22 protein-coding genes are annotated in these 24,492 nt (G+C 63.7%); 10 read left to right on the forward strand and 12 right to left on the reverse strand.

Annotated elements, in window-relative coordinates:
* Nucleotides 1–95: 95 nt before the first annotated feature.
* The 3 genes from AC30NL_RS21630 to argS all read right to left on the reverse strand — a co-directional run bounded on the left by AC30NL_RS21630 (nt 96) and on the right by argS (nt 3,233).
* Entirely contained in the window at nt 96–749 is a 654-nt protein-coding gene (locus tag AC30NL_RS21630; RefSeq protein WP_489466047.1) for a thiol:disulfide interchange protein DsbA/DsbL, read from the reverse strand.
* A gap of 88 nt (nt 750–837) precedes the next feature.
* Complete coding sequence (locus AC30NL_RS21635; RefSeq protein ID WP_489466048.1) at nt 838–1,530, reverse strand: SPOR domain-containing protein; 693 nt, start codon at nt 1,528–1,530, stop codon at nt 838–840.
* Nucleotides 1,531–1,547: 17 nt separating this feature from the next.
* Nucleotides 1,548–3,233, reverse strand: a complete 1,686-nt coding sequence (argS, locus tag AC30NL_RS21640) for an arginine--tRNA ligase (RefSeq protein ID WP_489466049.1) — start codon at nt 3,231–3,233, stop codon at nt 1,548–1,550.
* Nucleotides 3,234–3,458: 225 nt separating this feature from the next.
* Here argS and AC30NL_RS21645 point away from each other — a divergent pair, with 225 nt between their 5' ends.
* Both AC30NL_RS21645 and AC30NL_RS21650 read left to right on the forward strand, forming a co-directional pair.
* Complete coding sequence (locus tag AC30NL_RS21645; protein ID WP_489466050.1) at nt 3,459–4,760, forward strand: serine/threonine-protein kinase; 1,302 nt, start codon at nt 3,459–3,461, stop codon at nt 4,758–4,760.
* 158 nt (nt 4,761–4,918) lie between these two features.
* On the forward strand, nt 4,919–5,317 hold the full coding sequence (locus AC30NL_RS21650; RefSeq protein WP_489466051.1) for a hypothetical protein: 399 nt from the start codon (nt 4,919–4,921) through the stop codon (nt 5,315–5,317).
* Between the two features lie 320 nt (nt 5,318–5,637).
* Here the strand turns inward: AC30NL_RS21650 and AC30NL_RS21655 are convergent, their stop codons facing one another.
* The 3 genes from AC30NL_RS21655 to AC30NL_RS21665 all read right to left on the reverse strand — a co-directional run bounded on the left by AC30NL_RS21655 (nt 5,638) and on the right by AC30NL_RS21665 (nt 8,077).
* The gene (locus AC30NL_RS21655; RefSeq protein ID WP_489466052.1) at nt 5,638–6,555 is read right to left on the reverse strand and encodes a LysR family transcriptional regulator; all 918 of its coding nucleotides are present in this window, start codon (nt 6,553–6,555) and stop codon (nt 5,638–5,640) included.
* Nucleotides 6,556–6,621: 66 nt separating this feature from the next.
* Nucleotides 6,622–7,902: a CaiB/BaiF CoA transferase family protein gene (locus AC30NL_RS21660; RefSeq protein ID WP_489466053.1), complete on the reverse strand. Its 1,281-nt coding sequence runs from the start codon at nt 7,900–7,902 to the stop codon at nt 6,622–6,624.
* Nucleotides 7,895–8,077, reverse strand: coding sequence for a hypothetical protein (locus AC30NL_RS21665; RefSeq protein ID WP_489466054.1), 183 nt, complete (start codon nt 8,075–8,077; stop codon nt 7,895–7,897). Before AC30NL_RS21665 ends, AC30NL_RS21660 begins: the two co-directional genes overlap by 8 nt.
* Nucleotides 8,078–8,367: 290 nt before the next feature.
* Here AC30NL_RS21665 and AC30NL_RS21670 point away from each other — a divergent pair, with 290 nt between their 5' ends.
* Nucleotides 8,368–10,542 (forward strand): malate synthase G, encoded by a 2,175-nt coding sequence (locus AC30NL_RS21670; protein ID WP_489466055.1) that lies wholly within the window; start codon nt 8,368–8,370, stop codon nt 10,540–10,542.
* Nucleotides 10,543–10,927: 385 nt separating this feature from the next.
* Here AC30NL_RS21670 and AC30NL_RS21675 read toward each other — a convergent pair whose 3' ends face one another.
* Nucleotides 10,928–11,644, reverse strand: coding sequence for a hypothetical protein (locus AC30NL_RS21675; RefSeq protein ID WP_489466056.1), 717 nt, complete (start codon nt 11,642–11,644; stop codon nt 10,928–10,930).
* Between the two features lie 131 nt (nt 11,645–11,775).
* Nucleotides 11,776–13,098, reverse strand: a complete 1,323-nt coding sequence (locus AC30NL_RS21680; RefSeq protein WP_489466057.1) for a S8 family serine peptidase — start codon at nt 13,096–13,098, stop codon at nt 11,776–11,778.
* 138 nt (nt 13,099–13,236) lie between these two features.
* Between AC30NL_RS21680 and AC30NL_RS21685 the strand changes: the two genes are divergently transcribed.
* Both AC30NL_RS21685 and AC30NL_RS21690 read left to right on the forward strand, forming a co-directional pair.
* On the forward strand, nt 13,237–13,755 hold the full coding sequence (locus AC30NL_RS21685; protein WP_489466058.1) for an RNA polymerase sigma factor: 519 nt from the start codon (nt 13,237–13,239) through the stop codon (nt 13,753–13,755).
* Entirely contained in the window at nt 13,752–14,543 is a 792-nt protein-coding gene (locus AC30NL_RS21690) for an anti-sigma factor family protein (protein WP_489466059.1), read from the forward strand. Before AC30NL_RS21685 ends, AC30NL_RS21690 begins: the two co-directional genes overlap by 4 nt.
* A 93-nt stretch (nt 14,544–14,636) precedes the next feature.
* Here AC30NL_RS21690 and AC30NL_RS21695 read toward each other — a convergent pair whose 3' ends face one another.
* Entirely contained in the window at nt 14,637–16,310 is a 1,674-nt protein-coding gene (locus tag AC30NL_RS21695) for a hypothetical protein (RefSeq protein WP_489466060.1), read from the reverse strand.
* 192 nt (nt 16,311–16,502) lie between these two features.
* Between AC30NL_RS21695 and AC30NL_RS21700 the strand changes: the two genes are divergently transcribed.
* The gene (locus AC30NL_RS21700; RefSeq protein ID WP_489466061.1) at nt 16,503–16,769 is read left to right on the forward strand and encodes a hypothetical protein; all 267 of its coding nucleotides are present in this window, start codon (nt 16,503–16,505) and stop codon (nt 16,767–16,769) included.
* Nucleotides 16,770–17,322: 553 nt separating this feature from the next.
* On the opposite strand, the gene AC30NL_RS21705 is transcribed toward AC30NL_RS21700, so the two are convergent.
* Entirely contained in the window at nt 17,323–18,939 is a 1,617-nt protein-coding gene (locus tag AC30NL_RS21705; protein ID WP_489466062.1) for an F-box protein, read from the reverse strand.
* A 430-nt stretch (nt 18,940–19,369) separates the two neighbouring features.
* Between AC30NL_RS21705 and AC30NL_RS21710 the strand changes: the two genes are divergently transcribed.
* Together AC30NL_RS21710 and AC30NL_RS21715 are read left to right on the forward strand one after the other, a co-directional pair.
* Nucleotides 19,370–20,644, forward strand: a complete 1,275-nt coding sequence (locus tag AC30NL_RS21710) for an NAD(P)/FAD-dependent oxidoreductase (RefSeq protein ID WP_489466063.1) — start codon at nt 19,370–19,372, stop codon at nt 20,642–20,644.
* 119 nt (nt 20,645–20,763) lie between these two features.
* Nucleotides 20,764–21,522 carry a class II glutamine amidotransferase gene (locus AC30NL_RS21715; RefSeq protein ID WP_489466064.1) on the forward strand — a complete coding sequence of 253 codons (759 nt, stop codon included), beginning with the start codon at nt 20,764–20,766 and terminating at the stop codon, nt 21,520–21,522.
* Between the two features lie 131 nt (nt 21,523–21,653).
* Here AC30NL_RS21715 and AC30NL_RS21720 read toward each other — a convergent pair whose 3' ends face one another.
* Both AC30NL_RS21720 and AC30NL_RS21725 read right to left on the reverse strand, forming a co-directional pair.
* Nucleotides 21,654–22,139: a GFA family protein gene (locus AC30NL_RS21720; RefSeq protein WP_489466065.1), complete on the reverse strand. Its 486-nt coding sequence runs from the start codon at nt 22,137–22,139 to the stop codon at nt 21,654–21,656.
* Nucleotides 22,140–22,251: 112 nt separating this feature from the next.
* Nucleotides 22,252–22,953 (reverse strand): class I SAM-dependent methyltransferase, encoded by a 702-nt coding sequence (locus AC30NL_RS21725; protein ID WP_489466068.1) that lies wholly within the window; start codon nt 22,951–22,953, stop codon nt 22,252–22,254.
* A gap of 76 nt (nt 22,954–23,029) precedes the next feature.
* Between AC30NL_RS21725 and AC30NL_RS21730 the strand changes: the two genes are divergently transcribed.
* Nucleotides 23,030–24,073: an RNA methyltransferase gene (locus AC30NL_RS21730; protein WP_489466066.1), complete on the forward strand. Its 1,044-nt coding sequence runs from the start codon at nt 23,030–23,032 to the stop codon at nt 24,071–24,073.
* A complete protein-coding gene (locus AC30NL_RS21735; RefSeq protein ID WP_489466067.1) occupies nt 24,070–24,405 on the forward strand; it encodes a hypothetical protein in 336 nt (111 codons plus the stop codon). The genes AC30NL_RS21730 and AC30NL_RS21735 overlap by 4 nt, the downstream gene beginning before the upstream one ends.
* Nucleotides 24,406–24,492: the final 87 nt, after the last annotated feature.

The following is a 24,492-nucleotide window of genomic DNA, read 5'->3' on the forward strand; positions in this document are numbered from 1 at the left end:
AATGCTCGCCATAGCCAAGCTATGGCTGCGCTTTGCGCCTAGATCAGGCGCCTTTTGACGTGCTGCTCGGACACGTTCGAAATACTCTCAGCCTCTCAGCCCGCTTTGCGCACCTTGGCAATCAGGTAGTCGGCGATTGCGAGTGCAGTTTCGCTCGATCCGGCGAGCGCGCCGGACGTGAAGTACCGGCCCTGCACGCCAATCGCCGGTACGCCATCGATCTTGTAGTCGGCCGCGAGCTTGACCGCCTGCTGCGCCTTGCTCTGCACGCTGAACGAGTTGAAGTGTTCGGTGAACTTCGCGGAGTCGACTCCGTTCTGCTGTATGAACGCGGCAATTGTGTCGAGCTTGTCGAGCCGCTGGCGCTGACTGTGAATCGCGTAGAACACCTTGCGATGCATCGTGGGGATCAGGCCCATCGCGTCGAGTGAATAAAAAATCTTCTGATGCGTCACGAAGGGATCGGCGCGGAAGGCGACCGGCACGCGTCGAAATGCGATGTCGGTGGGGAGCCGCTTGGACCAGGCGTCGAGCGAGGGCTCGAAATCGTTGCAGTGCGGGCAGCCATACCAGAAGAACTCGATCACCTCGATCTTGCCCGGCGGAACCGCAAGCGGCTGAGTGAGCCTGACGTAATGCGTGCCTTCGACGGGCGTTGTGCCCTGGGCACGCGCGAAACTGCCCAAAGTGGCGGTAGCGGCAAAGACGCCGGTGGCGATTGCCTGGGTGGAAAACTCTCGACGATTCATTCTTGTTCCTTGAAAAGATGGGACGCCATCAGCAGAGTCTTTCGGACTGTCTTGGTTCAACCGCCTGGACTGGTTTCGGGCCAAATCCTTAGCGCTGCACGCGCACCAGCGAAGATTCCATGCCGGCGGAATCGAGTTTCTCCTTTGTCGAATCTGCTTCGTCCTTGCTGTCGAAGGGGCCGACTCGCACCCGGTATACCGTTCGGCCGGCCTGCTCACGCTCCGTTACCTTGGCGCCCAGACCCATCATTGCGAGCTTGGCGCGCTGGGCATCCGCATCTTCGAGACGGGCATAGGCTCCGACTTGCACGAAGAAGCTGAACGGTTCCGTGCCGCCTTTGATGGACGCGGTCTGCGGTGCGGTGTTCGCCACAGCCGGACGATCCGCCAGGATGTCGGCCGGGTCGCGCTTGGCTGTGGCGGGCTTGGGCGGGACGGTGGTGACCGGAGCCGGCGCGACAGCGACGGGTGCGGGCGCCACGGGCGGGTTGGTCGACGGCGGCGTTGTCGCCGGCATTGGCGCCGTGGCGGTCGACTGCGTTGGAGCCGACGCGTTCATGTTGGGCCGTGCTGGATTCTTGCCGTGCAGCGGCGCGTTCGGGTCCCAGTTCTTGTTCTTCTCGGCCTCGATCGCGTCCTGCTCGGCCGTGCGCTGAGGAACCTTGTTAACGAAAGGCACCGGCACCTTGGTGACGTACAGCGCGACGCCCAGCGCCACCGCCAAGCCGACCATCAGGCCGACGATCAGGCCCATCACGAAGCCACCGCGTTGAAATTTCATGGCGTTTGTTCCCGACATCACATCTTTTCCGGGGCACTCACGCCGAGCATGGCGAGTGCGTTCTTGATGACCTGGCTGGTCGCGCTCAGAAGAGCCATGCGGGAACGGGTGAGCTCTGCATCATCGACCAGGAAGCGCACCTGGTCGTAATACGAGTGATAGTCGCTCGCGAGCTTGCGGACGTAGAACGCGACATCGTGAGGGGCCAGACCGTTCGTGGCTTGGGCCAGCACGTCCGGGAATTCGGCGAGATCCATCATCAAGGCCAACTCGGCCGGTTCGGTCAGCAGTGCGAGCTGCGCTTGCGGCAAGGCTGTCGAGTCACCCCCCTTTTCGTCCATCCACGTCCGCAGCACGGAGCAGATCCGGGCGTGCGCATACTGAACGTAGAAGACCGGGTTCGAATTGGCCTGTTCGAGCGCGAGGTCGATGTCGAAGACGAACTCGGTGTCGGCCTTGCGGCTGATCAGGAAGAACCGCACTGCGTCCTTGCTCGTCCAGTCGATCAGGTCGCGCAGCGTGACGTAGCTGCCGGCCCGCTTGGAGAGCTTGACCTCCTGGCCGCCCCTCATCACGGTGACCATCTTGTGCAGCAGGTAGTCGGGGTAGCCTGCAGGTACACCCATGCCCACGGCTTGCAGCCCGGCGCGAACGCGGGCAATGGTTCCGTGGTGGTCCGTGCCCTGGATGTTGATGGCCTTCACGAAGCCCCGTTCGAACTTGTTCACGTGGTACGCGACGTCGGGCACGAAGTAGGTGTACGTTCCGTCGGACTTGCGCATCACGCGGTCCTTGTCGTCGCCGTACTCGGTGGTGCGCAGCCACAACGCGCCGTCTTCCTCGAAGGTCTTGCCAGAAGCAACGAGGCGGCTCACTGTTTCGTCGACGCGCTTGTCGGTGTAAAGGCTTGATTCGAGAAAGTAGTGGTCGAAGCGCAGGCTGAAAGCCTGCAGGTCCAGGTCTTGCTCATGGCGCAGGTAGGCCACGGCGAACTGGCGGATGCTGTCGATGTCTTGCGGGTCGCCAGACGCCGTGAACTCACGGTCGTCGGCCTTCACGGTCTTTCTGGCCAGAAAGTCGTCGGCGATGTCCGCGATGTAATCGCCAGCGTAAGAGGCGTCCGGCCAGTTTTCGTCGCCTGGCTTGAGGCCGCGCAGGCGCGCCTGGACCGACACCGCGAGCGTGGCGATCTGCACGCCAGCGTCGTTGTAGTAGAACTCTCTCGTCACGTCGAAGCCCTGGGATTCGAACAGGTGGCACAAAGAGTCGCCCAGCGCGGCCTGCCGCGCGTGGCCCAGGTGCAAGGGGCCGGTCGGGTTGGCCGACACGAATTCGACGAGCACCCGCTTGCCATTGGCAGGCTGGTTGCCGAATTGGTCGCCCGCCTTCAGAACCTCGGTCACGACCGCCTGCTTGGCGGCGGGAGACAGTCTCAGGTTGATGAATCCCGGACCGGCGATGTCCATGCCAGCGACATACCGCTGTGCCGCATCTCTTCGCCCGAATGCGTCGATCAGAGCCTGCGCCACCTCGCGAGGATTTTTCTTCAATGGCTTGGCGAGTTGCATCGCCGCTGTCACGGCCAAGTCGCCGTGTGCAGCCTGCTTTGGGGATTCGAGTGCGGCGGGAACCGTCGCGCCGGGGCTGACTTCCTGGATGGCTTCGTTGAGCGCACCCAAGAGTGCCTGTTTCGCTTCAATCATGCTCGAATTCTACGGTTGACCCTGGTGGCGACCCGACAGATACAAAGACGCTTTCGACAAACGCGCCCAACAAGGGCAGGATTGGTGTGTCTTTGTGGCCTTCTTTTCGGCCCGCGCAAAGATACCGGCGAGGCAAAGTCGGCAAGCCGGTACATTGCCGGCAGAAGCTTCCGTGCAAAACGAACCCTGTCCCGCCGATCTGGCTTTGGAGATTCGGAACTGCCTGTGCAAATCGGAAAGTACCGCGTGCTGCGCAAGCTGGGGGAGGGAGCCACCAGCGAAGTGTTTCTTTGCCACGACGATTTCAACGATCGCGACGTGGCGATCAAGCGTGTGCGGGTGACCGCCGACGATCCCTCCAACGGCCGCTATTCAGAACGCTTCTTCAATGCCGAAGCCGCGCTCGTCGGCCGCCTGCAGCATCCGAACGTGGTGAAGATCTTCGACGCGGTGGTCGAACCTGAGGCGACATACCTCGTCATGGAATACGTGCCGGGCAACACCTTGAGGCCATTCTGCCGCGCCGACCAGTTGCTGTCGCTGGAGCTCATCGTCGAAATCGGCTTCAAATGCGCGATGGCGCTGGGCTACGTGTACCGTCAGGGGTTGATTCATCGCGATGTGAAGCCTGCCAACCTGCTGGTGGTGCTGAACAACGGCGCCATCACCGACGTGAAGATCACCGACTTCGGCAGCGTTTTGAATCTCTCCTCCGACGTGACGCAGGTCTATCGTGTCGGTTCGCTCGCATACATGTCGCCCGAGCAGCTCGACGGCGGCTCGCTCGATTGCCGCGCCGACATGTATTCGCTGGGCGCCGTGCTCTATCACCTCATCGCGGGCCGCCCGCCCTTCGACGCACAACTGCAGTCGGCGATGATGAACCAGATCTACAACCAGCAGCCGGCCTCGCTCACCGGGCTGCGCTCTGGCTTGGCGGATGCCGTCGATCAGGTCATCCAGCGCGCGCTGGCCAAGAACCCGACGATGCGCTATGAGAACTGGGAGGAATTCGCCAAGGCCTTGTCCTCGCTCATCGTCAACCAGGAAGTGCCGCGCGGACAACTGCAGGGCGTGCTCGACTCGGAACGCTTCAACCTGTTGCGCAGCCTGGATTTCTTCACAAGCTTCGGCGACGTCGAGTTGTGGGAGGTCGTGCATCGCGCCAAGTGGCAGCGTTTCAACTTCGGCCACGCGCTGTACCGCAAGGGCGAAGAAGGCCGCACGTTCCACATCATTGCCCAAGGCGAAGTCGAGGTCTTTCGCGACGGGCTCAAGGTGGCGCAACTGGGTTCGGGCACCTCGGTGGGAGAGATGTCGTACCTTGCGCCCAGCCCCGAACTTCGCCGGCACAGCACCGACGTGATCGTGACCCAGGCGACCACCACCATTTCGTTCACGCCCGACACGCTGGCGCAGGTGAGCCCGACCTGCAGGCACTACTTCGACGAAGCCTTCATCCGGGTGCTGGTGCGGCGGCTGCATGCAGCGCACGAAGCGCTCGCGCATCCGCGTCGAATTCTCTGAAGGCCGACGCGCTCGATCACGTCGATCCGTCGAGCGGATTTTCTCAGCCTCTCAGTTCGCCGCGACACATGCGCTTGCGTTGTCATGCTTGCCGGCTGCGCACGGCGGTGATTCAATGCGCCCGGTCTATCCTGCCACGCAAATTCGAGGAGATCCCCATGAAGAAGATGTTGTCCGTGCTGGTCCTGGCCTGTGGTTTCCTGTCTCTTGCGGCCCATGCCGCCGACGCAGGTTGCGAAGCGAAGGCTGCCGAAAAGAACCTGGTGGGCGCCGCCAAGGCCAGCTTCATGAAAAAGTGCGAAGCCGATGCCGGCGCCGGCGCCGGCGCCGGCAGTGCGAAGGCAGCCTGTGAAGCTCAGGCTGGTGAAAAGAAGCTCGCCGGTGCGGCGAAGAGCAGTTTCGTCAAGAAGTGTGCTGCCGATGACAAGGCCGGCGCCAAGTCTGATGCCGCCAAGACCGCGTCTGCTGGGTGTGAGACGCAGGCTGGCGAGAAGAAGCTGGTTGGCGCAGCCAAGAACAGCTTTGTCAAGAAGTGCACCGCTGAAGCGACGAAGTAGGGTGTCTTCGTAGTCCGCCGGGTCAAGTCCGGGAATGGCCCTTTGCGTGGTCCGACCCAGAGTTTCGCGGGGGTTGCGAAGTCCTCCCTCTCCCTCCGGGTGGGGGTGAGGGCTGCGTTGATATCCAATGCCTTGCTTTCTCGACCGCCGTTGCCCTCATCCCCACCCTCCCAGAGGGAGCCCCTGCGAGGGAGAGGGTTGGGGTGAAGGTAAGGTGGGGGGCAACGATTTCACTTTTCTGACCACCCCTCACCCCTGCCCTCTCCCCCGAGGGGGAGAGGGAGTAATTCTCAGCGCTTATGTGGGGCAGCTTTGCCGAATCAGCTCGGGTTCGTCGCCCTCCAATACGCCGGATCTCCATAGCACTGCTTTAGAAAATCAATCCACACCCGCACCCGCAGCGGCATGTGCTTGGCGTGCGCGAACACGGCGTAGATGCCGTTCGGCGGTGCCGAGAACTCGTCGAGCAAACTCACCAGCGTTCCTGCGAGCACATCTTCCTCGACCTCCCAGGTCGAACGCCACGCAATGCCCATTCCCGCGACGCACCAGTCGTGCAGCACTTGGCCATCGCTGCAGTCGAGCCGGCTGCTCGGTCGCAGGTGTGTCACCGTCCCGTCGATGCTGAACGCCCATCCGCGCGTCTGGCTTGCGTCGCTGCTCAGCGTCAGGCATTCGTGGCGGTTCAGTTCGCTCGGATGCCTGGGCGTGCCGACGCGCTTGAGGTAGGCCGGCGACGCGACGCATCGCCTGCGGTTCTCAGCCAGGCGCACACTCACGAGCGATGAATCCGGCAGATCACCGACGCGCACTGCGCAGTCCACGCCTTCGTTCACGATGTCGACGATGCGGTCGCTGAGGTTGAGCGAAAAGGAAACGTCCGGATGCCGTGACAGGAATCCGGGCACCAGAGGCGCGACGTGTCGCCGGCCGAAACCCGCAGGCGCGGTGATGCGCAGGTGCCCACTCGCCTTCACGCCGCCCGCGCTCACGCTGGCTTCGGCGTTGGCAAGTTCGGCGAGCAGCCGTTGGCAGTCTTCGTGAAACGCGCTGCCCTCGTTTGTGAGCGAGATTCGGCGGGTGGTGCGCAGGAGCAACTTCACCCCCAGGCGCTCTTCCAGGGCGTCGATGCGCCGGCCAATGACCGCCGGTGCCACGCCCTCCGCGGTGGCTGCGGCGGTGAGGCTCCCTTTGGCGACCACCGCCACGAACGATTCGATCTGTTTTAGCCGGGCCATGGGCGCAGATTACCCGTGCTAAAGATTTGGCCCGAAACAATCGAGACACGCCTCACGTCTCATCTTTCACCGCTGCCTTCCTTGGCACGCGTTGTCGGAGTCCACGCCGAACGGGCCGCCCGCGTTCGACGCCGCGGCGATCACGCCGCCGGCATGCAGCGCAGCGATCTCTGTCGTCGAGTAGCCCAGCTCGGCAAGCAGGCCATCGGTGTGCTCGCCGATCGTCGGCGCGGCGCTGCGCACTGGCAACCGCTGGCCGGCCAGCGTCAACGGCAAGAGTGGTGCCCGTGTGTCGATGTCGTGATCGGCGCCGCAGCTTCCGGCGGCTATGCGCATCGGCGCGAGCCCGCCGGTGGCGTTGAGATGCGGATCGTCAAACAGGTCTTGCGGTCGCGTGATGGGTGCATGAGGCAGGCCTTGTGCTTCGAAGGTCTGCGCGATGTCGCGTGCGCTTCGGTCGGCGAGTCGCGCACGCAGCAAGGGCATCAGCCACTCGCGGGATTGCACACGCTGATTGTTCGTCGCGAGCCGCGCATCGGCTTTGAGTTCGTCCAGCGCGAAAGCCTCGCAAAAGAGCGCCCACTGGGTGTCGGACACCACGGCCAGGAAGATCTGCTCGCCGTCCTTCACCGTGAACACGTCGTAGATGCCCCAGGCGGAGATACGACTGGGCATGGGCGCAGCGGCCTGGCCGGTGACAGCGAACTGCATCATGTGCTGCGCGACGAGCAGCACGTTGTTCTCGAAGAGCGCGCTCTGCACTTCCTGTCCGCGGCCGGTGCGGTGGCGCTGTTGAAGGGCAGCCAGCGCGCCGATGGCTCCGAACATGCCGCCCATGATGTCGTTGACGCTGGAGCCGGCGCGCAAGGGTTGGCCTTCGGGGCCGGTCATGTAGGCAAGTCCGCCCATCATCTGCACGACCTCGTCGAGGGCGGTGCGGTGCTCGTAGGGCCCGGGCAGGAAGCCCTTGTGCGACACGTAGATGAGCCCGAGGTTCAGCGCAGACAGGGAAACGTGATCCAGCCCCAGCTTGCCCATCGAGCCTGACTTGAAGTTCTCGCTGAACACATCGGCGGTGGCGACGAGCTTGAGCACGAGCTCGATGCCGCGCGGGTCCTTGGTGTTGATTGCCATGCTCTTTTTGTTGCGGTTGAACATGGGGAAGAATCCCGCGCCGGCGCCGAGCAGCCTGCGCGTGTTGTCGCCGGTGAGCGGCTCGACCTTGATGACTTCCGCGCCGAGGTCGCCGAGGATGAGGCCGCAGCTCGGGCCCATCACCATGTGGGTGAACTCGACGACGCGGATGCCGGCCAGCGGCAGGGCTTGTTCTTCTATCGCCTCAGACACGAGCCGTCCCTTTCACGAAGCCTTTCGGCACACCAGCGTTGGTTGTCATGCCGTAGATGGGTTCGAAGGGCTGGCAAGCCTTGTCGGCAGTGGGCACGGGGCGCAATGCGCTTTGCAAACCGTCGCGCGGACCGGCCTTGCTGATGAGGACTGAAAGTGAAGGGGGCACGGGCATGCAGGCTTTCCAGTTTTCTTGACGGTATTCAATCGAACTATATTGCGGCACCTCCGCAGCACAAGCTTGCGGCGGCTGCCTCGTTGCAGCAGATCGGCCTCATCCAACGCACGACGGCGTGGCGCCTTGGGACCGAGGCGAATGAGGGCCCCATTCCAGGCCGAAAAGTCATTGATCAAGCGCACTTTGTGTAGGGAATAGCCGCCCGGGTAGGGAATACAGTCGCAACCAAGGCGCGGTTCGCCCAGGGGGCCGCGCCATCCTTTTTTACTTTTCATGGGCTGCACGAAATGACCGCACGAACCAACGTCCACCGTCTCCAAGTCGCTTGCGAATTGCACCGCTTCATCGAAGACAAGGTACTGCCCGCTACCGGCGTCGACAGCGCGTCCTTCTGGAGGGGCTTCGACGCGATCGTCCATGAGCTTGCGCCCAAGAACGTCGCGCTGCTCGCCGAGCGTGAGCGGCTGCAGGCCGAGATTGATCAGTGGCACAAGTCGCATCCCGGCCCGATCGCTGACATGCCGGCCTACCGCGGCTTCCTGGAAAAGATTGGCTACCTCGTGCCGCAGCCCACGACGGTGACTGCGACGACGTCGAATGTCGATTCGGAACTCGCGTTGCAGGCCGGCCCGCAATTGGTGGTCCCTATCCTCAATGCACGCTATGCGCTGAATGCTGCGAACGCGCGCTGGGGTTCGCTCTATGACGCGCTCTATGGAACGGACGCCATTCCCGAATCGGGCGGTGCCGAAAAGGGCAAGGGCTACAACCCAGTGCGCGGCGCAAAGGTGATCGAGTTCGCACGCGAGGTATTGGACCAGGCGGCACCACTCGGCAGCGGCTCCCACAAGGACGCGATCGCCTACCGCGTCGAAGGCGGAAAGCTGGTCGTCGGCACTCGCGACGGCAGCACGGCATTGGTCGATGGGTCTCAGTTCGTGGGCTACCAAGGCGATGCATCCGCACCATCTTCCGTGCTGCTCAGGCACAACGGCCTGCACCTCGACATCCAGATCGACCGCAGCACCGTGATCGGCAAGACCGACCCGGCCGGCATCAGCGACGTGGTGCTCGAAGCAGCGCTTTCGACCATCCTCGACCTCGAAGACTCAGTTGCAGTGGTGGATGCGCAAGACAAGGTGCTCGGCTATGGCAACTGGCTGGGCATCCTGCAGGGAACGCTCACTGAAGAAGTGAGCAAGGGTGGCAAGACTTTTGTGCGCGGCCTCAATCCAGATCGCCAATACACCGGCGCCGACGGCAAGCCCGTCACACTGCACGGTCGCTCATTGATGTTCGTGCGCAATGTCGGTCACCTGATGACCAACCCCGCCATCCTCTATTCGGGCAGCAAGGAAATTCCTGAAGGCATCCTCGACGCGGTCATCACCGTGACCATCGCCATGGTCGACCTCAGGCGCCGCGGTAATTCGCGCACGGGCTCGATCTACATCGTGAAGCCCAAGATGCACGGCCCGAAGGAAGTGGCCTTCGCCAGCGAACTCTTCGGCCGTGTCGAGACGCTGCTGGGCCTGCCCGAGAACACCGTCAAGCTGGGCATCATGGACGAAGAGCGCCGCACCAGCGTGAACCTCAAGGCCTGCATTGCCGAAGCGAGCGCGCGTGTCGCTTTCATCAATACCGGCTTCCTCGACCGCACCGGCGACGAGATGCACACGGCGATGCATGCGGGTCCGATGTTCCGCAAGGGCGACATGAAGACGAGCGCGTGGATCCAGGCCTACGAGCGCAGCAACGTGCTGGTCGGATTGAGCTGCGGCCTGCGCGGGCGCGCGCAGATCGGCAAGGGCATGTGGCCAATGCCGGACCTGATGGCCGCCATGCTGGAACAGAAGATCGCGCACCCCAAGGCTGGTGCCAACACCGCTTGGGTGCCGTCGCCCACGGCGGCGACCTTGCACGCGCTGCACTACCACCGCGTCAATGTGTGGGACGTGCAGAAGGATCTTGAGAAGATCGACGCCAACGCCGAACGGGATGCCATTCTTGCGAATCTGCTGCAGATTCCGGTGGTGGCGCAAGCCAAGTGGTCGGCGGTCGAGGTTCAGCAAGAACTCGACAACAACACGCAAGGCATCCTCGGTTATGTCGTGCGCTGGGTCGATCAAGGCGTGGGCTGCTCCAAGGTTCCCGACATTCACAACGTCGGCCTGATGGAAGACCGCGCGACCTTGCGCATCAGCAGCCAGCACATTGCGAACTGGCTTTTGCATGGCGTCGTCAGTGCCACTCAGGTGGAACAGACGCTGCAACGCATGGCTGCAATCGTGGACGGTCAGAACGCGGGCGATCCGCTCTACAAGCCGATGGCTGCGAACTTCGAGTCGTCCGACGCGTACCGGGCGGCGCGCGACCTGATCTTCAAGGGTGTGGAGCAGCCGAGCGGATATACCGAGCCGCTGCTGCATGCGTGGCGGCTGAAGGTGAAGGCGAAGGGTTGATCGATCAGCCCACGCACAAACCAAAGGCGCGAGATGCTGAAGGTATCTTCGCATCTCGCGCCATGACTGAGAGGCTGAAACGCACCTTCAAGGTCTTGTATTGGCTCCTCTCCCCTCTGGGGCGCCGGGGAAGAGGGAGCCGAGATGCGTTACTTCGAAGCGGGCCACAGCGAGCTGGCCTGTATTGCTCCCTCGCCCCTTCGGGGAGAGGGCTGGGGTGAGGGGCCTGGGCCTCCGAGCAACATGAACTTGTCATGCGTCAACCCCGCCTCTTCATCGCCAAAGGGGGGGGCGCGGAGGGATCGAGCAGGTGCGGGCGATGGGGAGGCCGTGGGGCTGGCTTGACGGAAATCCGGGGTGTGATTTGGAAGACCCCTCACTGTGGTCAGCGCTGAGTTGATCCGTTGATCGATCCGCCGACGCTTGTCGCATGGCCGTCGGTGGATGCATTGCCGTCGGCCGATCCGAAGGCGTTGGTCTTGCGGGTCGCGGCGTCAGCCTTGCCCGATGTGCCGAAACCAGCGCCCGATTTGCTGGCGGCCGTGGCGGCGTCACTGGCCGACGATGCATTCGTGTTTGTGCCCGCGCTGCCGGCCAAGGCGCCCGCTGCTGAGCCGTCGAAAGAGCCGCTCGGCTTGGTCGTCGACGCATTTTTTTCCGCTTGTGCCGCGCCCATGCCTGCAGCGCTGCCAGTGGCTTGTGCCGATTTGCGTGTGTCTTGCACGGCACCCTGGGTTTGGCCGGCCTTGGACTGCGCTGTGCCGCGTGCCTGTACGGACGCTGACGCAGCTTGGTCCCTCGCTGAAGCGGCCTTCTCGGCAGTGGTGTCCTTGACCGCACCAGCCTTGACCGTCGCCTGGTCCTTCACGTTGGTGGTGGTGTCTCGTGCCTTGTCGATGGCCAAGCGCGCCGATGGGGTGCTAAGCGAGCCCTGTCCGTTGAATGTGCCGTTGAAAGATCCGCCCATGGGGCCGATGCCGCCAGTGAGCCCGCCGCCGACGCCGCCGACGCCGCCGATGAGGCCGGCCTGCGCCGGAAAAGCCGAGGCGATGAGTGCAGCCAGGAGGGTGGCGCTGGCGAGGATGTGGCGATGCTTGATCATGGTGTGACTCCAACTTTTGCTGTTTCTAACGCCGCGGCCCATCCGCGGTGCTTGAGAGGTACAACGAGGGCGGAAGCTGAGTTCTTCCGTCGAGTCACATCTTTTTTTTGATTTGCACTGGCGGACCGAAGTCAGTGCGCCATCACAAATGCGGGTTCAGTACGCAATTCGCGCGCGACGATGCCGTAGCCATAGACCGCATCGCGGCCCGGAGCGCCGGCATCGGCGGCGCGGCGGGCGAGTGCCACCACGGCAAGCTGAGCGGCTGACGAGTCGGGCATATGCACCGATGCCGCAAGAATTCCGGCCACCAGCGGCGAAGCGAACGAGGTCCCGCGCGCGATGGTGAATCCATTGGAAGCGGCATGTGCCACTGCCATGTCCGAGCCCGGAGCGGCAAACGCCACGTGCGGTCCCCGGCAGGCCTCGGGAATGACCAGGCCGCGCGCATCGATGGCCGTCACGGCCACCACATCCGCATAGGCCGCGGGATAAAGCGGTGGCGAAGCCGGCCCGTCATTGCCTACCGCGGCGACAATCAGCATTCCCTTGGCCGTCGCCCTCTTCACCACCTGTTCCAAAGTCCGGTTCGCGGGGCCGACGAGGCTGATGTTAACGACCGGCACTTCTTCGCTCAAAAGCCACGCGAGCGCTGCTGCAACGGCTTCGATCGAACCCCCGATCGGGTCATTGCAATACACGTCTGCAGCGTAGAGCGTGGCCTGTGGCGCAGCACTTCGAAATCGATCCGCGTGCCCAACGAGTAGTGACGCTACTGCCGTGCCGTGGGCGCTCGCGATCTTGGTACCGCCACAGCCCCAGGCGTGGATGCTGGCTTCGCGCAGTGCCGCGTGCTGGGTTTCCACGCCGCCGTCGATGAGGCCGACCTTGAATTTCGGTCCCGGCAAAGCGGGCAAGGGCGCACTCGCGGAAGCAGGGCGCGCCGCGGCCCTCGGCCCAAGCTCCCCACTTTCAAGGTAAAGGTGATTGAAATCCACGGTGGCCTTGGGGTCGAGTTCCTGCAGGCGGCGCAATGCGCGGGGCGTGTCCCACCCCGTCGGGGCGCGCACGGTCACGAACTGAAGATCGAGGCTGTCCAGCGTCCGCTCACGTGAGACGGTGAACCCTTCGCCGCGGGCAGCTGTCATCAAGGATTCAGATGGCGAACTCAGTACCAGCTCGCTGCGCACCATCGGCTCACCGGCAGGATCGGCCTCGATCAATTCGCTGCGCTGCCGCAGCATCTCGCCGATGCGCTGCTGGCGAAGCCGTGTCAGATCGACCGCCGGCGCAACATCTCGACGTGCCTGTTGCGTCAATTGACCAGGATTGGGCAGGCTCAGAGTGGAAAGATTCGGCAAGTTTGAGAGTGAAGGCAGGCGCAACTGCGCCTGTGCGAGCAGCGGCGCGGTCGAGACGATCGCGCTTGCGATGAACGACAAAATCCTGTCCATTGGAAGCATCTTAGTTAATAGCCCAGGTGTTTTGTCCGGGACGGGGGCGCCGACATCGGCAAACCCGGCCCGGGTATTTCCAATAACGTTTCAGGGATGGAAGAAAATCCGCCCTCCCGTCGTTCAACCCCACAAGGCATGAATGATTCCCATGACGAGCTTCGCAAGGAAGTGGTGGCCCTGCTGCCGCGACTGCGCCGTTTCGCCAGGACGATCACCCGTCACCGCGAGGATGCCGATGACTTGGTGCAACTGTCCATCGAGCGCGCGCTGTTTCGGCTCGACCAGTGGCAGCCGGGAACGCGACTGGACAGCTGGATGTTCATGATCATGAAGAACGCCTGGATCGACGAAGTACGCTCGCGCGTGCGACGCGATGCCCTCTTTCTGCCCGAAGAGGCCGGCGAAAACGTCGGCCAGTCCGCGGGCGAGTGGCCGGCCGACCGGCAAAACGTACGCATGGACGTGGCGCGCGCCATGGAGCAGTTGAGCGAGGACCAGCGCATGGCGGTGGGCCTCGTGTTGATCGAGGGGCTGCCCTACAAGGAAGCCTCGGAAGTTCTGGGAATTCCCATCGGTACGCTCACAAGCCGCCTGGCCCGAGCGCGAGAGAGTCTGCAGGCGATTCTCGCCGGACCAAAGGGGGCAACCGCATGAGCAAGCATCACATCCCGCCAGAGACCCTCTACGCCTACGTCGACAACGAGCTCGACCCGGCGGGCTCGGCCCAGATCGAGGCCGCGATGGCTGCCGATCCGGAGCTGGCGAAACTCATTGAAGAGCAGCGTGCCTTGCGGGCGCTGCTCGGAACCGCCTATGCCCCCTTGCTCGACGAACCGGTTCCATCGCGCCTCGTGGCTGCGACGCAGGCCCCGATGCCGCTGCCCAAGGCCAAGGTGCTCAAGCTCGCGTCGGTACGGGCCAGGCGAAGGGCGGCCGAGGCGGAAAAGCTCCCCGCTGGCGCGGCCAACGACTGGTCATGGAAACACTGGGGCGGCATGGCTGCGTGTCTGGCGGTGGGTATCTTCGCGGGCCACAGCGCGTGGCTGTCGACCGCCGGTGATGACATTGCCAGCCAGGACGGCCACCTGGTCGCTCACGGCCAACTCGCCCAGGCGCTTTCGACGCAGCTCGCCAGTGCCCAAACGTCTGATGCGCCGGTGAAGATTGGCCTGAGCTACGTCTCCAAGGCCGATGAGTACTGCCGCAGCTTCACTGTCAAGTCAGCAGGCACCGATGGCCTCGCCTGCAGGACCGGCAACGATTGGGTGCTGCGCGTCGTCGAGCAGAACAAGCCGAAACCGTCGAGCGATGCCAACCTGCGCATGGCCGCCTCGCCGGTACCTGCGGCGGTGATGAAGGTGATGGACGAGCAGATCCAGGGAAGTCCGCTGGATGGACAGGCGGAACGTGCCGCGATGAACAAGGGTTGGCGGGCGAGGTAAGGCGAGAGACAGTCGCCGTTCATTCGGCGGTCCGGGTATCGCGATGCGGCTGAAGAATCGTCAACCCCGAGGTGAATCCAACACTGCGCCCTCTCAGGAAATAGAAGCGGCCAGTCCGCCTATCGCCCGGGCTTTGGCGTGGTCATCGTCCAAGCTGATTGCGGCGGTGACGAGGCGCTCGCGCTGGTCCACGTTCAGATGCGCCACTCCCGCGCCCAGTCCGGCTATCGCTTGAGCTTTGCAGCGGTCAACGCTAAGGCCGATGGCGGAAAGGACGAGTTTCTCGAGCTGGTCTACGTTCAGATGCGCCGCTCCCGCACCCAGTCCGGCTATCGCATGAGCCTGGGAGACGCCATCGCCGAGGCCGATGGCGGCGACGACGAGCTTCTCGCGCAGGGAATAGTCGCTCAGATGCGCCGCTCGCGCGCCCAGTCCGGCTATTGCAATAGCCTTGAAGGCGTCATGGCCGAGGCCGATGGCGGCGACGACGAGCTTCTCGAGCAGGGAACCGCTCAGATGCGCCGCTCCCGCGCCCAATCCGGCTATCGCAATAGCCTTGAAGCAGTCATTGCCGATGCCGATGGCGGCGACGACGAGCTTCCCGTGCAAGGGGCCGCTCAGATGCACCGCTCCCGCGCCCAGTCCGGCTATCGCATTAGCCTTGACGCCGTCATTGGCGAGGCCGATGGCAGCGACGACGAGTCTCTCGCGCTGGGAATCGCTCAAATGTGCGATTCCTGCGATCAGTCCGGCCATCGCATGAGTTTGTTCGTCGCCCGAGGTGAGGTCGAAGGCAGCGGTGACGAGGCGCTTGCGCAGGTCCACGCTCAAATGTGCCATTCCTGCGCACAGTCCGGACATCGCAACAGCCTGGCAGTATCTCGAGGTGAGGCCGAGGGCGACGGTGACGAGTCTCTCACGCAGGCCCACGCTCAAATGTGCCATTCCTGCGCCCAGTCCGGCCATCGCAACAGCCTTCTCGCGGTCATCGCCGAGGCCGAGGGCAGCGGCGACGAGCTCCTCGCGCAGGTCCACGCTCAAATGCGCTATTTCTGCGCCCAGTCTGGATATCGCACGAGCCTTGTCGCCGTCATTGGCGAGGCCGAGGGCGGCGCCGACGAGTGTCTCGCGCAGGCCCTTGCTCAGATGCGCCACGTTCGCGCTCAGCGCGGCTATCGCAGCGGCCTTGTCGTGGCGATTGGCGAAGCCGGTCGTGGCGGACACAAGGCGTCCTTGCTGCTCCGGCCGCAAGAGTTTGAGCATGGATGCAAACGATTCAACAAGATTGGGGGTGAGCAGGGGGGTGAGCCGCCTGCAGTTGCTGACATGACGTTCAGCGGCTTGCATCAGGCGACCAAGCAGTCGGTATTTGGGGAAGTAGTCGACTCCCTGCACCAACTCCCGTAGAGCGCGAGACGTCCCCGACAGGGCGATCAGACTTCGGGCCTTCGAAGGTGCGTCGCTCGGCAAGTGGCCCAGGATCTTCAGCTGAAGGTCCGGTATTAGCTGTTCGAAAGTTGTTGCTCTTGGCTGATTGGTGGACGGCGATTCAGCGCCGATCTCGCCCAAGGTATCGGCCCCAGGCCGCAGCAAGTGCGCATCTGAGGTCGCTTCGTGCACCGAGTGCAGCCTTGCTGCAGGCAGCGGGCTGGACGGGCCGACGTGCGGCGCGACAGGGTTGGCGTCGGACAACGGGACGTCGGCGCCACTCGGTGGCAGCCAGCCGGCTTGGCGTGGCGCGACATCAGCACGATCCTGCCCAGCCAAGGATGCTGAGTCCGTACGCCGGCGGAGCGCCTCGGGTGCGGCGAATTGAGTCGATGAGGGCCGCGAGACTGATGAGCCTTCGCTCGTGGGCGAAGCCGCGTCTGCCGTTTGTTTGTCGGCCCTGTCAATTCGTGTCATGTGCCTGTCCTCGGTGAAGAAGCAACAATCGTATGGTGCGGATGCACTGGGTGTATGGCACGCCGCGAAGTGCTCTATGAATACACGAAGCGCCTTGGCCGACTCGGCGAAGACGTTGTCGAGCACGGATGGCATGACCCGCATGCCGGCATTCACGAAACCGGCGTTCCTGCCGCAGGCGCCGAATCCGATGTCGAACGCATTCAGCATCGCGGCGCTGCACCGGCTTCGCGAGATGAAGCGCCCTCAAAGGCGCACTTGCTGCGGCCAGGGGCCGATACCTTGGGCAACATCGGCGCTGGCATTGGCGTTCACCTATGAGCCAGGAGCAGCACCTTTCGAACAGCTCCTACCGGACCGTGCACCGAGTGCAGCCAGCGGGCTGGACGGGCCGACCTGCGGCGCTACTGGGTTGGCGTCGGACAACGGGACGTCGGCGGCACCCGGTGGCGGCAAGCCGGCTTGGCGTGGTGCGACATCAGCACGATCGTGCCCAGGCACGTATCCGGAGTCCGTACGCCGACGAAGCGCCTCGGGTGCGGCGAATTGAGTCGACGACGGCCGCGAGACTGATGAGCCTTCGCTCGTAGGCGAAGCCGCGTCTGCCGGTCGTTTGCCGGCCCCGTCAATTCGTGTCATGTGCCTGTCCTCGGCGAAGAAGCAACCATCGTATGGTGCGGATGCACCGCGTGTACGGCATGCCGCGAAGCGCTCTATGAAAAGACGAAGCGCCTTGGCCGGCTCGACGAAGACCTTGTCGCACCAGCTTCCTCGCCCGTCGAGCGAGAGACAGTCGCCGTTCATTCGGCGGTCCGGGTATCGCGATGCGGCTGAAGAATCGTCAACCCCGATGTGGATCCAACACTGCGCCCTCTCAGGAAATAGAAGCGGCCAGTCCGGCTATCGCCCGGGCTTTGGCGTGGTCATCGTCCAAGCTGATCGCGGCGGCGACGAGGCGCTCGTGCTGGTCCACGCTCAGATGCGCCACTCCCGCGCCCATTCCGGCTATCGCATCAGCTTTGTGATCGTCATCGCTAAGGCCGATTGCGGCGACGACGAGTCCCTCGCGCAGGGGATCGCTCAGATGCGCCGCTCCCGCGCTCAGCCCATTTATCGCCTTAGACTTTTGGAAACCCCAGCGGAGGCCGATGGCAGCGGCGACGAGTCTCTTGTGCTGGGAATCGTTCAGATGCGCTGCTCCCGCGCCCAGTCCGGCTATGGCAGTAGCCTTGTCGCCGTCATTGGCGAGGCCGATGGCAGCGGCGACGATCCTCTCGCGCTGGGAATCGTTCAAATGTGCCATTCCTGCGCTCATTCTGGCTATCGCATCAGCCTGGTAGCGGCCCAAGGCGACGCCGGTGGCAACGGTGACGAGGCGCTCGCGCTGGTCCACGCTCAGATGCGCCATTCCTGAGAGCAGTCCGGTTATCGCACAAGCCTTTTCGCCGTCATCGGCGAAGCCGATGGCTGCTGCGACGAGTCTCTCGCGCTGGGAATCGTTCAGATGCGCCGCTCCCGCGCCCAGTCCGGCTATCGCAGGAGCCTTGTTGACGTCATCGGCGAGGCCGATGGCAGCGGCGACGAGTCTCTCGCGCTGGGAATCGCTCAAATGTGCCATTCCCGCGCCCAGTCCGGCTATCACATCAGCCTTGTCGACGTCATCGGCGTCGCCCATGGCTGCTGCGACAAGTCTCTCGCGCTGGGAATCGCTCAAATGTGCCATTCCCGCGCCCAGTCCGGCGATAGCATCAGCCAGGTAGTAGTCCAAGGCGACGCCGAGGGCAGCGGTGACGAGGGACTCGCGCAGGTCCACGCTCAGATGTGCCATTCCTGAGCACAGTCCGGCCATCGCATAAGCCTTGTCGAAGGGGTCACCGAGGCGTATGGCAGCGGCGACGAGTCTCTCGCGCTGGGAATCGTTCAGATGCGCCGCTTTCGCGCCGAGCTCCTTTATCGCAGGAGCTTTGAGATTGTCCTCATCGAGGCCGATGGTGGCGACGACGAGTCTCTCGCGCTGGTCCTCGCTCAGATGTGCCACTTTCGGGCCCAGCGCGGCTATCGCAGCGGACTTTTCTTGGCTATTGGCGAAGCTGATCGTGGCGGACACAAGGTCTTGCTGCTGCTGCGGGCTCAAGAGTCCGAGCAGGGATGCAAACGTCTTAACACGGTCTGGGGTGAGCTGGCTGCAGTTGCTGACATGACGTTCAGCGGCTTGCATCAGGCGGCCAAGCTGTTGGTATTCGGGGAAGGCGTCGACTCCTCGCACCAAGTTCCGTAGAGCGCTAGACGTCTCCGACAGGGCGATCAGACTTCGGGCCCTCGAAGGTGCGTCGCTCGGCAAGCGGCCCAGGATCTCCCGCTGACACTCCGGTGGGAGCTGTTCGAAAGGTGCTGCTCCTGGCTCATAGGTGAACGGCAATGCAGCGCCAACGTTGCCCAAGGTATCGGCCCCTGGCCGCAGCAAGTGCGCCTCTGAGGTTGCTTCGTCCACCGAGTGCAGCCTTGCTGCGGGCAGCGGACTGGACGGGCCGACGTGCGGCGCGACAGGGTTGGCGCCGGACAACGGGACGTCAGGGCCACTCGGTGGCAGCAAGCCGGCTTGGCGTGGCGCGACATCAGCACGATCGTGCCCAGCCACGTATCCCGAGTCCGTACGCCGGCGAAGCGCCGCGGGTGCGTCGAATTGAGTCGACGAGGGCCCCGAGACTGATGAGCCTTCGCTCGGGGGCGAAGCCGCGTCTGCCGTTTGATTGTCGGCCCTGTCAATTCGTCTCATGTGCCCGTCCTCGGTGAAGGGACAACAATCGTATGGTGCGGATGCACGGGGTGTACGGCACGCCACGAAGTGCTCTATGAAAAGACGAAGCGAGTGAAGTCCCGGCCTTCGGTATCCTTGTCGGGTCTTCCTCCAATATCCCGCCATGAGCCTCGATTCCATCGTCACCCGCCACACAGACCGTCTGAACGCCACGCACGACGCGCTCCCCGCGACATGCGACGTCCTCGTGATTGGTGCGGGCCCGGCAGGCAGCGCAGCGGCGGCCACACTGGCCGGTGCCGGCCTCGACGTGGTGCTGATCGATCAGCACACCTTCCCGCGGGACAAGGTCTGCGGGGATGGGCTCATTCCCGATGCGCATAACGCCTTGCGCAAGCTGGGCGTGCTCGATGAAGTGATAACGCTCGCGCAGCCTGCAGGCCACATCGGCTGCATCGGCCCGCGTGGCGGGCGCGTCGACGTGCCGGGAACGCTTGCGGTGCTGCCGCGCAAGGAACTCGATTTCATCCTCGTGCGGGCGGCAGCGAAAGCCGGTGCCCGCATGTTCGCCCCCGTGCGATTCGCCGCGCCGATCGAAGAAGGCGGACGCGTCGTCGGCGCGCAATTGAAAGCGGGCGACGCCACCCACGAGATCCGTGCCAAGTGGACCCTGCTCGCCACCGGCGCCGTGCCGCAGGCGCTGATCGCCGCGGGCATGTCCAGCCGCCACACGCCCAGCGGCGTGGCTCTTCGCGGCTATGTGAAGAACGACAAGATGGTCGGCCGCATCGACAAGCTCGAGATCGTCTGGCACCGCGCCGTGAGCCCGGGTTACGGCTGGATCTTTCCGTGCCGCGACGGCGTCTTCAACATCGGCGTGGGCATTGCGGACAGCCACGACGAGCACAAGGACGGCAAGCTCACGAAGAAGGAAGGCAACTTGCGCGAGATCTTCGACGACTTCACGCGCGTGTATGCCCCGGCGCGCGATCTGCTCAAAGGCGGTGAGTGGGTCAGCCACCTGAAGGGCGCGCCGTTGCGCTGCACGCTCGACGGCGCGAAGTACTCGCGGCCCGGCCTCATCGTTACCGGTGAAGCGGCCGGCAGCACGTATTCGTTCAGCGGAGAGGGCATCGGCAAGGCGCTCGAAACCGGCATCCTCGCGGCAGACGCCATCCTGGAAGGCAAGTCGCAAGGGCTTGACGACGCCAAGGTCAGGGCCCACTACGAAGCCGGACTCACCGCACTCAAGCCGCGCTTCGATCTCTATGCCAAGGCCAACTTCGTCAACCGCCATCCCTGGCTGGCCGATCTGCTGATCTGGCGTGCGAAGAAAAGCGATCGTCTGCTGCGTCGCATGAGCGGCGTGCTCAATGAGACAAGCAACCCTGGGAACCTGATGTCGTTCAATGGGATGTTGCGTCTGTTCACCGAATAGGCCTTGCTTTGTGAGCCTTGCTTTGTGAAACATGAGATGTGAGGGTGAAAGGTGCCATCCTGCGACGACCTCCACGTCGCCAATCCCGCATTTCAAAATTCACGTTTCACTTCAACCCCATGTGCCAACTCCTCGGAATGAACGGCAACACGCCGACCGACATCGTGTTCAGCTTCACCGGCTTTTGCACGCGGGCCGAGGAGCACAAGGACGGGTTCGGCATCGCCTTCTTCGAGGGCTCGGGTGTTCGGCTCTTTGTCGATGCGCAAAGCGCGCGCACCTCGCCAGTGGCAGACATGGTGCGCCGCTACCCGATCCGCAGCGACAACATCATTGCGCACATCCGCAAGGCGACGCAGGGCCGCGTGGCGCTTGAGAACACGCACCCGTTCCAGCGCGAGCTGTGGGGGCGCTACTGGGTCTTTGCGCACAACGGCGACCTCAAGCATTTTTCACCGCGCCTGCATTCCTCATTCAAGCCCGTGGGCAATACCGACAGCGAGCTGGCCTTCTGCTGGCTGATGCAGGAGCTGTCCAAGGCTCATGCGAGCGTGCCGTCGATTCCCGAACTCACCTCCACGCTGCGCGAACTCGTGCCGCAGATCGCCTCGCATGGCACCTTCAACTTCATGCTGAGCAACGGCGAAGCGCTGTGGGCGCACTGCTCGACAAAGCTTTGCTATCTCGTTCGTCAGCATCCGTTTCGTGAAGCAAAGCTGCAAGACGACGACATCAGCGTCGACTTCGCCAAACTCACGACGGCATCGGACCGCGTGGCCGTGGTGGTGACGGAGCCACTCACGCGCAACGAGGAGTGGACTTATTTCAACCCTGGCGAGTTGAAGGTGTTCGCGGCCGGAGCGCCGGTGGCTTGCTGAGAGGTTGAGAGTATTTCGAGCGTGTCCGAGTAGCACGTCAAAAGGCGCCTGATCTAGGCGCAAAGCGCAGCCATAGCTCGTGCATGGCGAACATTTGCAACGACGAGCAAGGGGCTTTTGGCGTGATGATCTCAGCCTCTCAATCCGCGCCTCTCATGCCATTCGGCGAGTGACATGTCAGGGTACCCGTCGAATTTTGCGTCGCCGCGCTTTCCTTCCGGTTCACACCACGGCGCTCGCGACCCCAACATGATGTGCACGTGCTCCGGCGGCTTCGGCAATGGCGTGTCTATGGCGCTCGCATGCGGATGCACGAGATCAGGCCAGTTCGGATCCCACAACCACAGTGCGCTCCCGCATTTGCCGCAAAAGTGCCGTCGTCCGGTGCTGGCATGCGTCGTCCCGTCGCCCTGGTCCATCTGCGCCTGGTACACGCGCAAGCAACGCTTGCCCTTCACCTTCAGCGTCTTGAAGTTGGCGCCGAGATTGATGGCATACCCGCCCCCACCCGCCGTCTTGCGGCAGATCGAGCAGTAGCAGCGCATGAACGGATAAGGCTGAGCCGATTCGACGGAGAACCTCACGCTGCCGCAGTGGCATGAACCTTCGAGTTGCATCGCGTCTCCTGCAGTGGTTTTCGTAGGGTGGGCAAAGCGTAGCGTGCCCACGGGGCGGACCATCGAACTGATTTGAGTCACCACCGCGTGGGCACGCTTCGCTTTGCCCACCCTACTGGATTGCCCGTCGATAGATCAGCAATCGGCCCTTGTAAGCAGCGGCGTCCTCGGTCGCCGCCATGTCGAGCCGCTCCTCGCGCAGCACGAAACCCAATGCTGCCATCTGCCGGTTGAACGCCGCGCGATTTCCCCGGTCGGGGTCGACGATCCACACCTCGGCCTCGGGGCCTGCATGGCGATCGATGAACGCAGGGAGCGCCCCGCGGTCGTCGCGTTCGTAAAGCAGGTCGCTGCCGATGATCAGCTCGTACTTCCCGGCGACGACACACACGGCCGACGCCTCGCCTTGCGTGGGCGGTGTGTCGTCGGATGACCAATGACCGTGCCGATACTCGAGCGGCGACAAATCGTTCAGCCGCACGTTCTCGAGCAGGAACTTCGCCGCTTGCGGGTGGCAGTCGCTCGCCGTGATGTCCGCGCCTCGTCGATGGCCGACGAGGCTTGCGAGTGCGAGGCCGCAGCCGATTTCCAGGATCCGTTCGCTGGTGACCGGCCGCAATGCCATGCGAGCAGCCAGGCGCAGGCCCGACGGCCACACCAGGCCGAAGATCGGCCAAGCGGCGGACGAGATGCCCACGCGAAGCGCATCTCCGAGCGGATCGGAGAACTGTTGGCGGTCGAACAGCGACCGGATGAGGAGGTCATCGGCGCCTGCGATCGCGATGCGCTCGTGCTTGACTTCGTAGCCGGGCATCGTCGGGTGCCAGTCCTGCCGGAGGCAGACCGTGCGTGGAGTGGAATGCCCGAGTATGCGCGACACTTGCAATTCCATGCGAATCCAACAAGTCCGCCAGCGCCTTCGCGAACTCGGCGCCAAGCCCATCCATGAGCAGCGCGTGCTGCGGCTGTGGGCGCAAGCCCTGCCGCAAGACAGCGGGCGCCGCCGGCCGGCGGATTTCTTGCCGCTGGAGTTGCGCAAGGCCTTGCCGGCCCTGGTTGATGAACTGCAAGGGCTCGCCCGCCTGCGCTCCGAGCATCCGGGTGAGGACGGTTCATCGCGGCTTCTCGTCGAGCTGGCCGACGGCCAGACAGTAGAGAGCGTCCTGTTGCCTCGCGACGGGCTGTGCGTGTCGACGCAGGTCGGTTGCGCTGTGGGCTGCGTGTTCTGCATGACAGGCCGCGACGGCCTGTTGCGTCAGGTGGGCAGCGCCGAGATCGTGGCGCAAGTGGCATTGGCGCGGACGAAGCGTGTGGTGAAGAAGGTCGTGTTCATGGGCATGGGCGAGCCCGCGCACAACCTCGACAACGTGCTTGAAGCGATCGAGCTTCTCGGCACGGCTGGCGCCATCGGGCACAAGAACATCGTGTTCTCGACCGTCGGCGACGAACGCGTCTTCGAGCGCTTGCCGCAAGGCCCGGTGAAGCCGGCGCTTGCGCTTTCGCTGCACACCACCCGCGCGGCTCTGCGTGCCAAGCTGCTGCCGCGCGCACCGCGCATTTCGCCGGATGATCTGGTCGAGCTTGGCGAACGCTACGCCCGTGCGACGGGCTATCCGATCCAGTACCAATGGACGCTTCTTGACGGCATCAACGACAGCGACGAGGAACTCGATGGCATCGTCCGACTGCTCAAGGGCAAGTACGCCATCATGAACATGATTCCGTACAACACGGTGGCCGATCTCGACTTCAAGCGTCCGTCGTGGGAACGCGCGGCAGAGATCGCGCGTTCGCTGCATCGGCGCGGCATCCTGACCAAGCTGCGTCAATCGGCGGGACAGGACGTGGACGCCGGCTGCGGGCAATTGCGGGCGAGGGAGGCTGGCGCGCCCTTGCGTCGCATCGACGTGCATCCTGTCTCGGTAGTTCGATGACGGAACGCTGGAGCACGAAGAAACCCGGTGGCGGCGTGGCCGAGCTGCGCGTCCCGCCCGACGCGGGCCGTGTCCGCCGGTTAGAGGTCTACTGCCGCATCGTCGTCGCGCTCAAGGGCGACACACCCGCCACCCACGGCATGAGCGTGTTTGCCAACGGCGCGCTGCAGTGGACGCGTCGCATCAAAACCAACAACCCGGGCGCCACCGACACACTGGACCATCGCTTCTCTCGCGAACTCTCGGTGGGTGAACCCCTGCGGCTGACGGTGACGGCAGAAGCTGTCGGATGCGTGCCGGTGCAAATCGAGATCGAGGCCGAAGAGGAGTAGCCCCGTAGCCATGAAAAACGGCCCCGTGGAGGCGCCGTTAGTTGGTGCGAGCCTGAGGACACGCTCGAGATACTCTCAGCCTCTGAG

This window comes from Rhizobacter sp. (assembly GCA_021153565.1).
Classification (GTDB): Bacteria; Pseudomonadota; Gammaproteobacteria; order Burkholderiales; family Burkholderiaceae_C; genus Albitalea.

Excerpts from the sequence above, each read along its gene's own strand:
- AC30NL_RS21730 (WP_489466066.1), top strand. The coding sequence starts at position 23,030 with ATGCGAATCCAACAAGTCCGCCAGCGCCTTCGCGAACTCGGCGCCAAG.
- AC30NL_RS21650 (WP_489466051.1), top strand. The coding sequence starts at position 4,919 with ATGAAGAAGATGTTGTCCGTGCTGGTCCTGGCCTGTGGTTTCCTGTCT.
- AC30NL_RS21655 (WP_489466052.1), bottom strand. The coding sequence starts at position 6,555 with ATGGCCCGGCTAAAACAGATCGAATCGTTCGTGGCGGTGGTCGCCAAA.
- AC30NL_RS21725 (WP_489466068.1), bottom strand. The coding sequence starts at position 22,953 with ATGCCCGGCTACGAAGTCAAGCACGAGCGCATCGCGATCGCAGGCGCC.
- AC30NL_RS21685 (WP_489466058.1), top strand. The coding sequence starts at position 13,237 with ATGAATGATTCCCATGACGAGCTTCGCAAGGAAGTGGTGGCCCTGCTG.
- AC30NL_RS21715 (WP_489466064.1), top strand. The coding sequence starts at position 20,764 with ATGTGCCAACTCCTCGGAATGAACGGCAACACGCCGACCGACATCGTG.
- AC30NL_RS21630 (WP_489466047.1), bottom strand. The coding sequence starts at position 749 with ATGAATCGTCGAGAGTTTTCCACCCAGGCAATCGCCACCGGCGTCTTT.
- argS (WP_489466049.1), bottom strand. The coding sequence starts at position 3,233 with ATGATTGAAGCGAAACAGGCACTCTTGGGTGCGCTCAACGAAGCCATC.
- AC30NL_RS21690 (WP_489466059.1), top strand. The coding sequence starts at position 13,752 with ATGAGCAAGCATCACATCCCGCCAGAGACCCTCTACGCCTACGTCGAC.
- AC30NL_RS21710 (WP_489466063.1), top strand. The coding sequence starts at position 19,370 with ATGAGCCTCGATTCCATCGTCACCCGCCACACAGACCGTCTGAACGCC.
- AC30NL_RS21670 (WP_489466055.1), top strand. The coding sequence starts at position 8,368 with ATGACCGCACGAACCAACGTCCACCGTCTCCAAGTCGCTTGCGAATTG.
- AC30NL_RS21675 (WP_489466056.1), bottom strand. The coding sequence starts at position 11,644 with ATGATCAAGCATCGCCACATCCTCGCCAGCGCCACCCTCCTGGCTGCA.
- AC30NL_RS21720 (WP_489466065.1), bottom strand. The coding sequence starts at position 22,139 with ATGCAACTCGAAGGTTCATGCCACTGCGGCAGCGTGAGGTTCTCCGTC.
- AC30NL_RS21735 (WP_489466067.1), top strand. The coding sequence starts at position 24,070 with ATGACGGAACGCTGGAGCACGAAGAAACCCGGTGGCGGCGTGGCCGAG.
- AC30NL_RS21680 (WP_489466057.1), bottom strand. The coding sequence starts at position 13,098 with ATGGACAGGATTTTGTCGTTCATCGCAAGCGCGATCGTCTCGACCGCG.
- AC30NL_RS21665 (WP_489466054.1), bottom strand. The coding sequence starts at position 8,077 with ATGCCCGTGCCCCCTTCACTTTCAGTCCTCATCAGCAAGGCCGGTCCG.
- AC30NL_RS21635 (WP_489466048.1), bottom strand. The coding sequence starts at position 1,530 with ATGAAATTTCAACGCGGTGGCTTCGTGATGGGCCTGATCGTCGGCCTG.
- AC30NL_RS21700 (WP_489466061.1), top strand. The coding sequence starts at position 16,503 with ATGGCACGCCGCGAAGTGCTCTATGAATACACGAAGCGCCTTGGCCGA.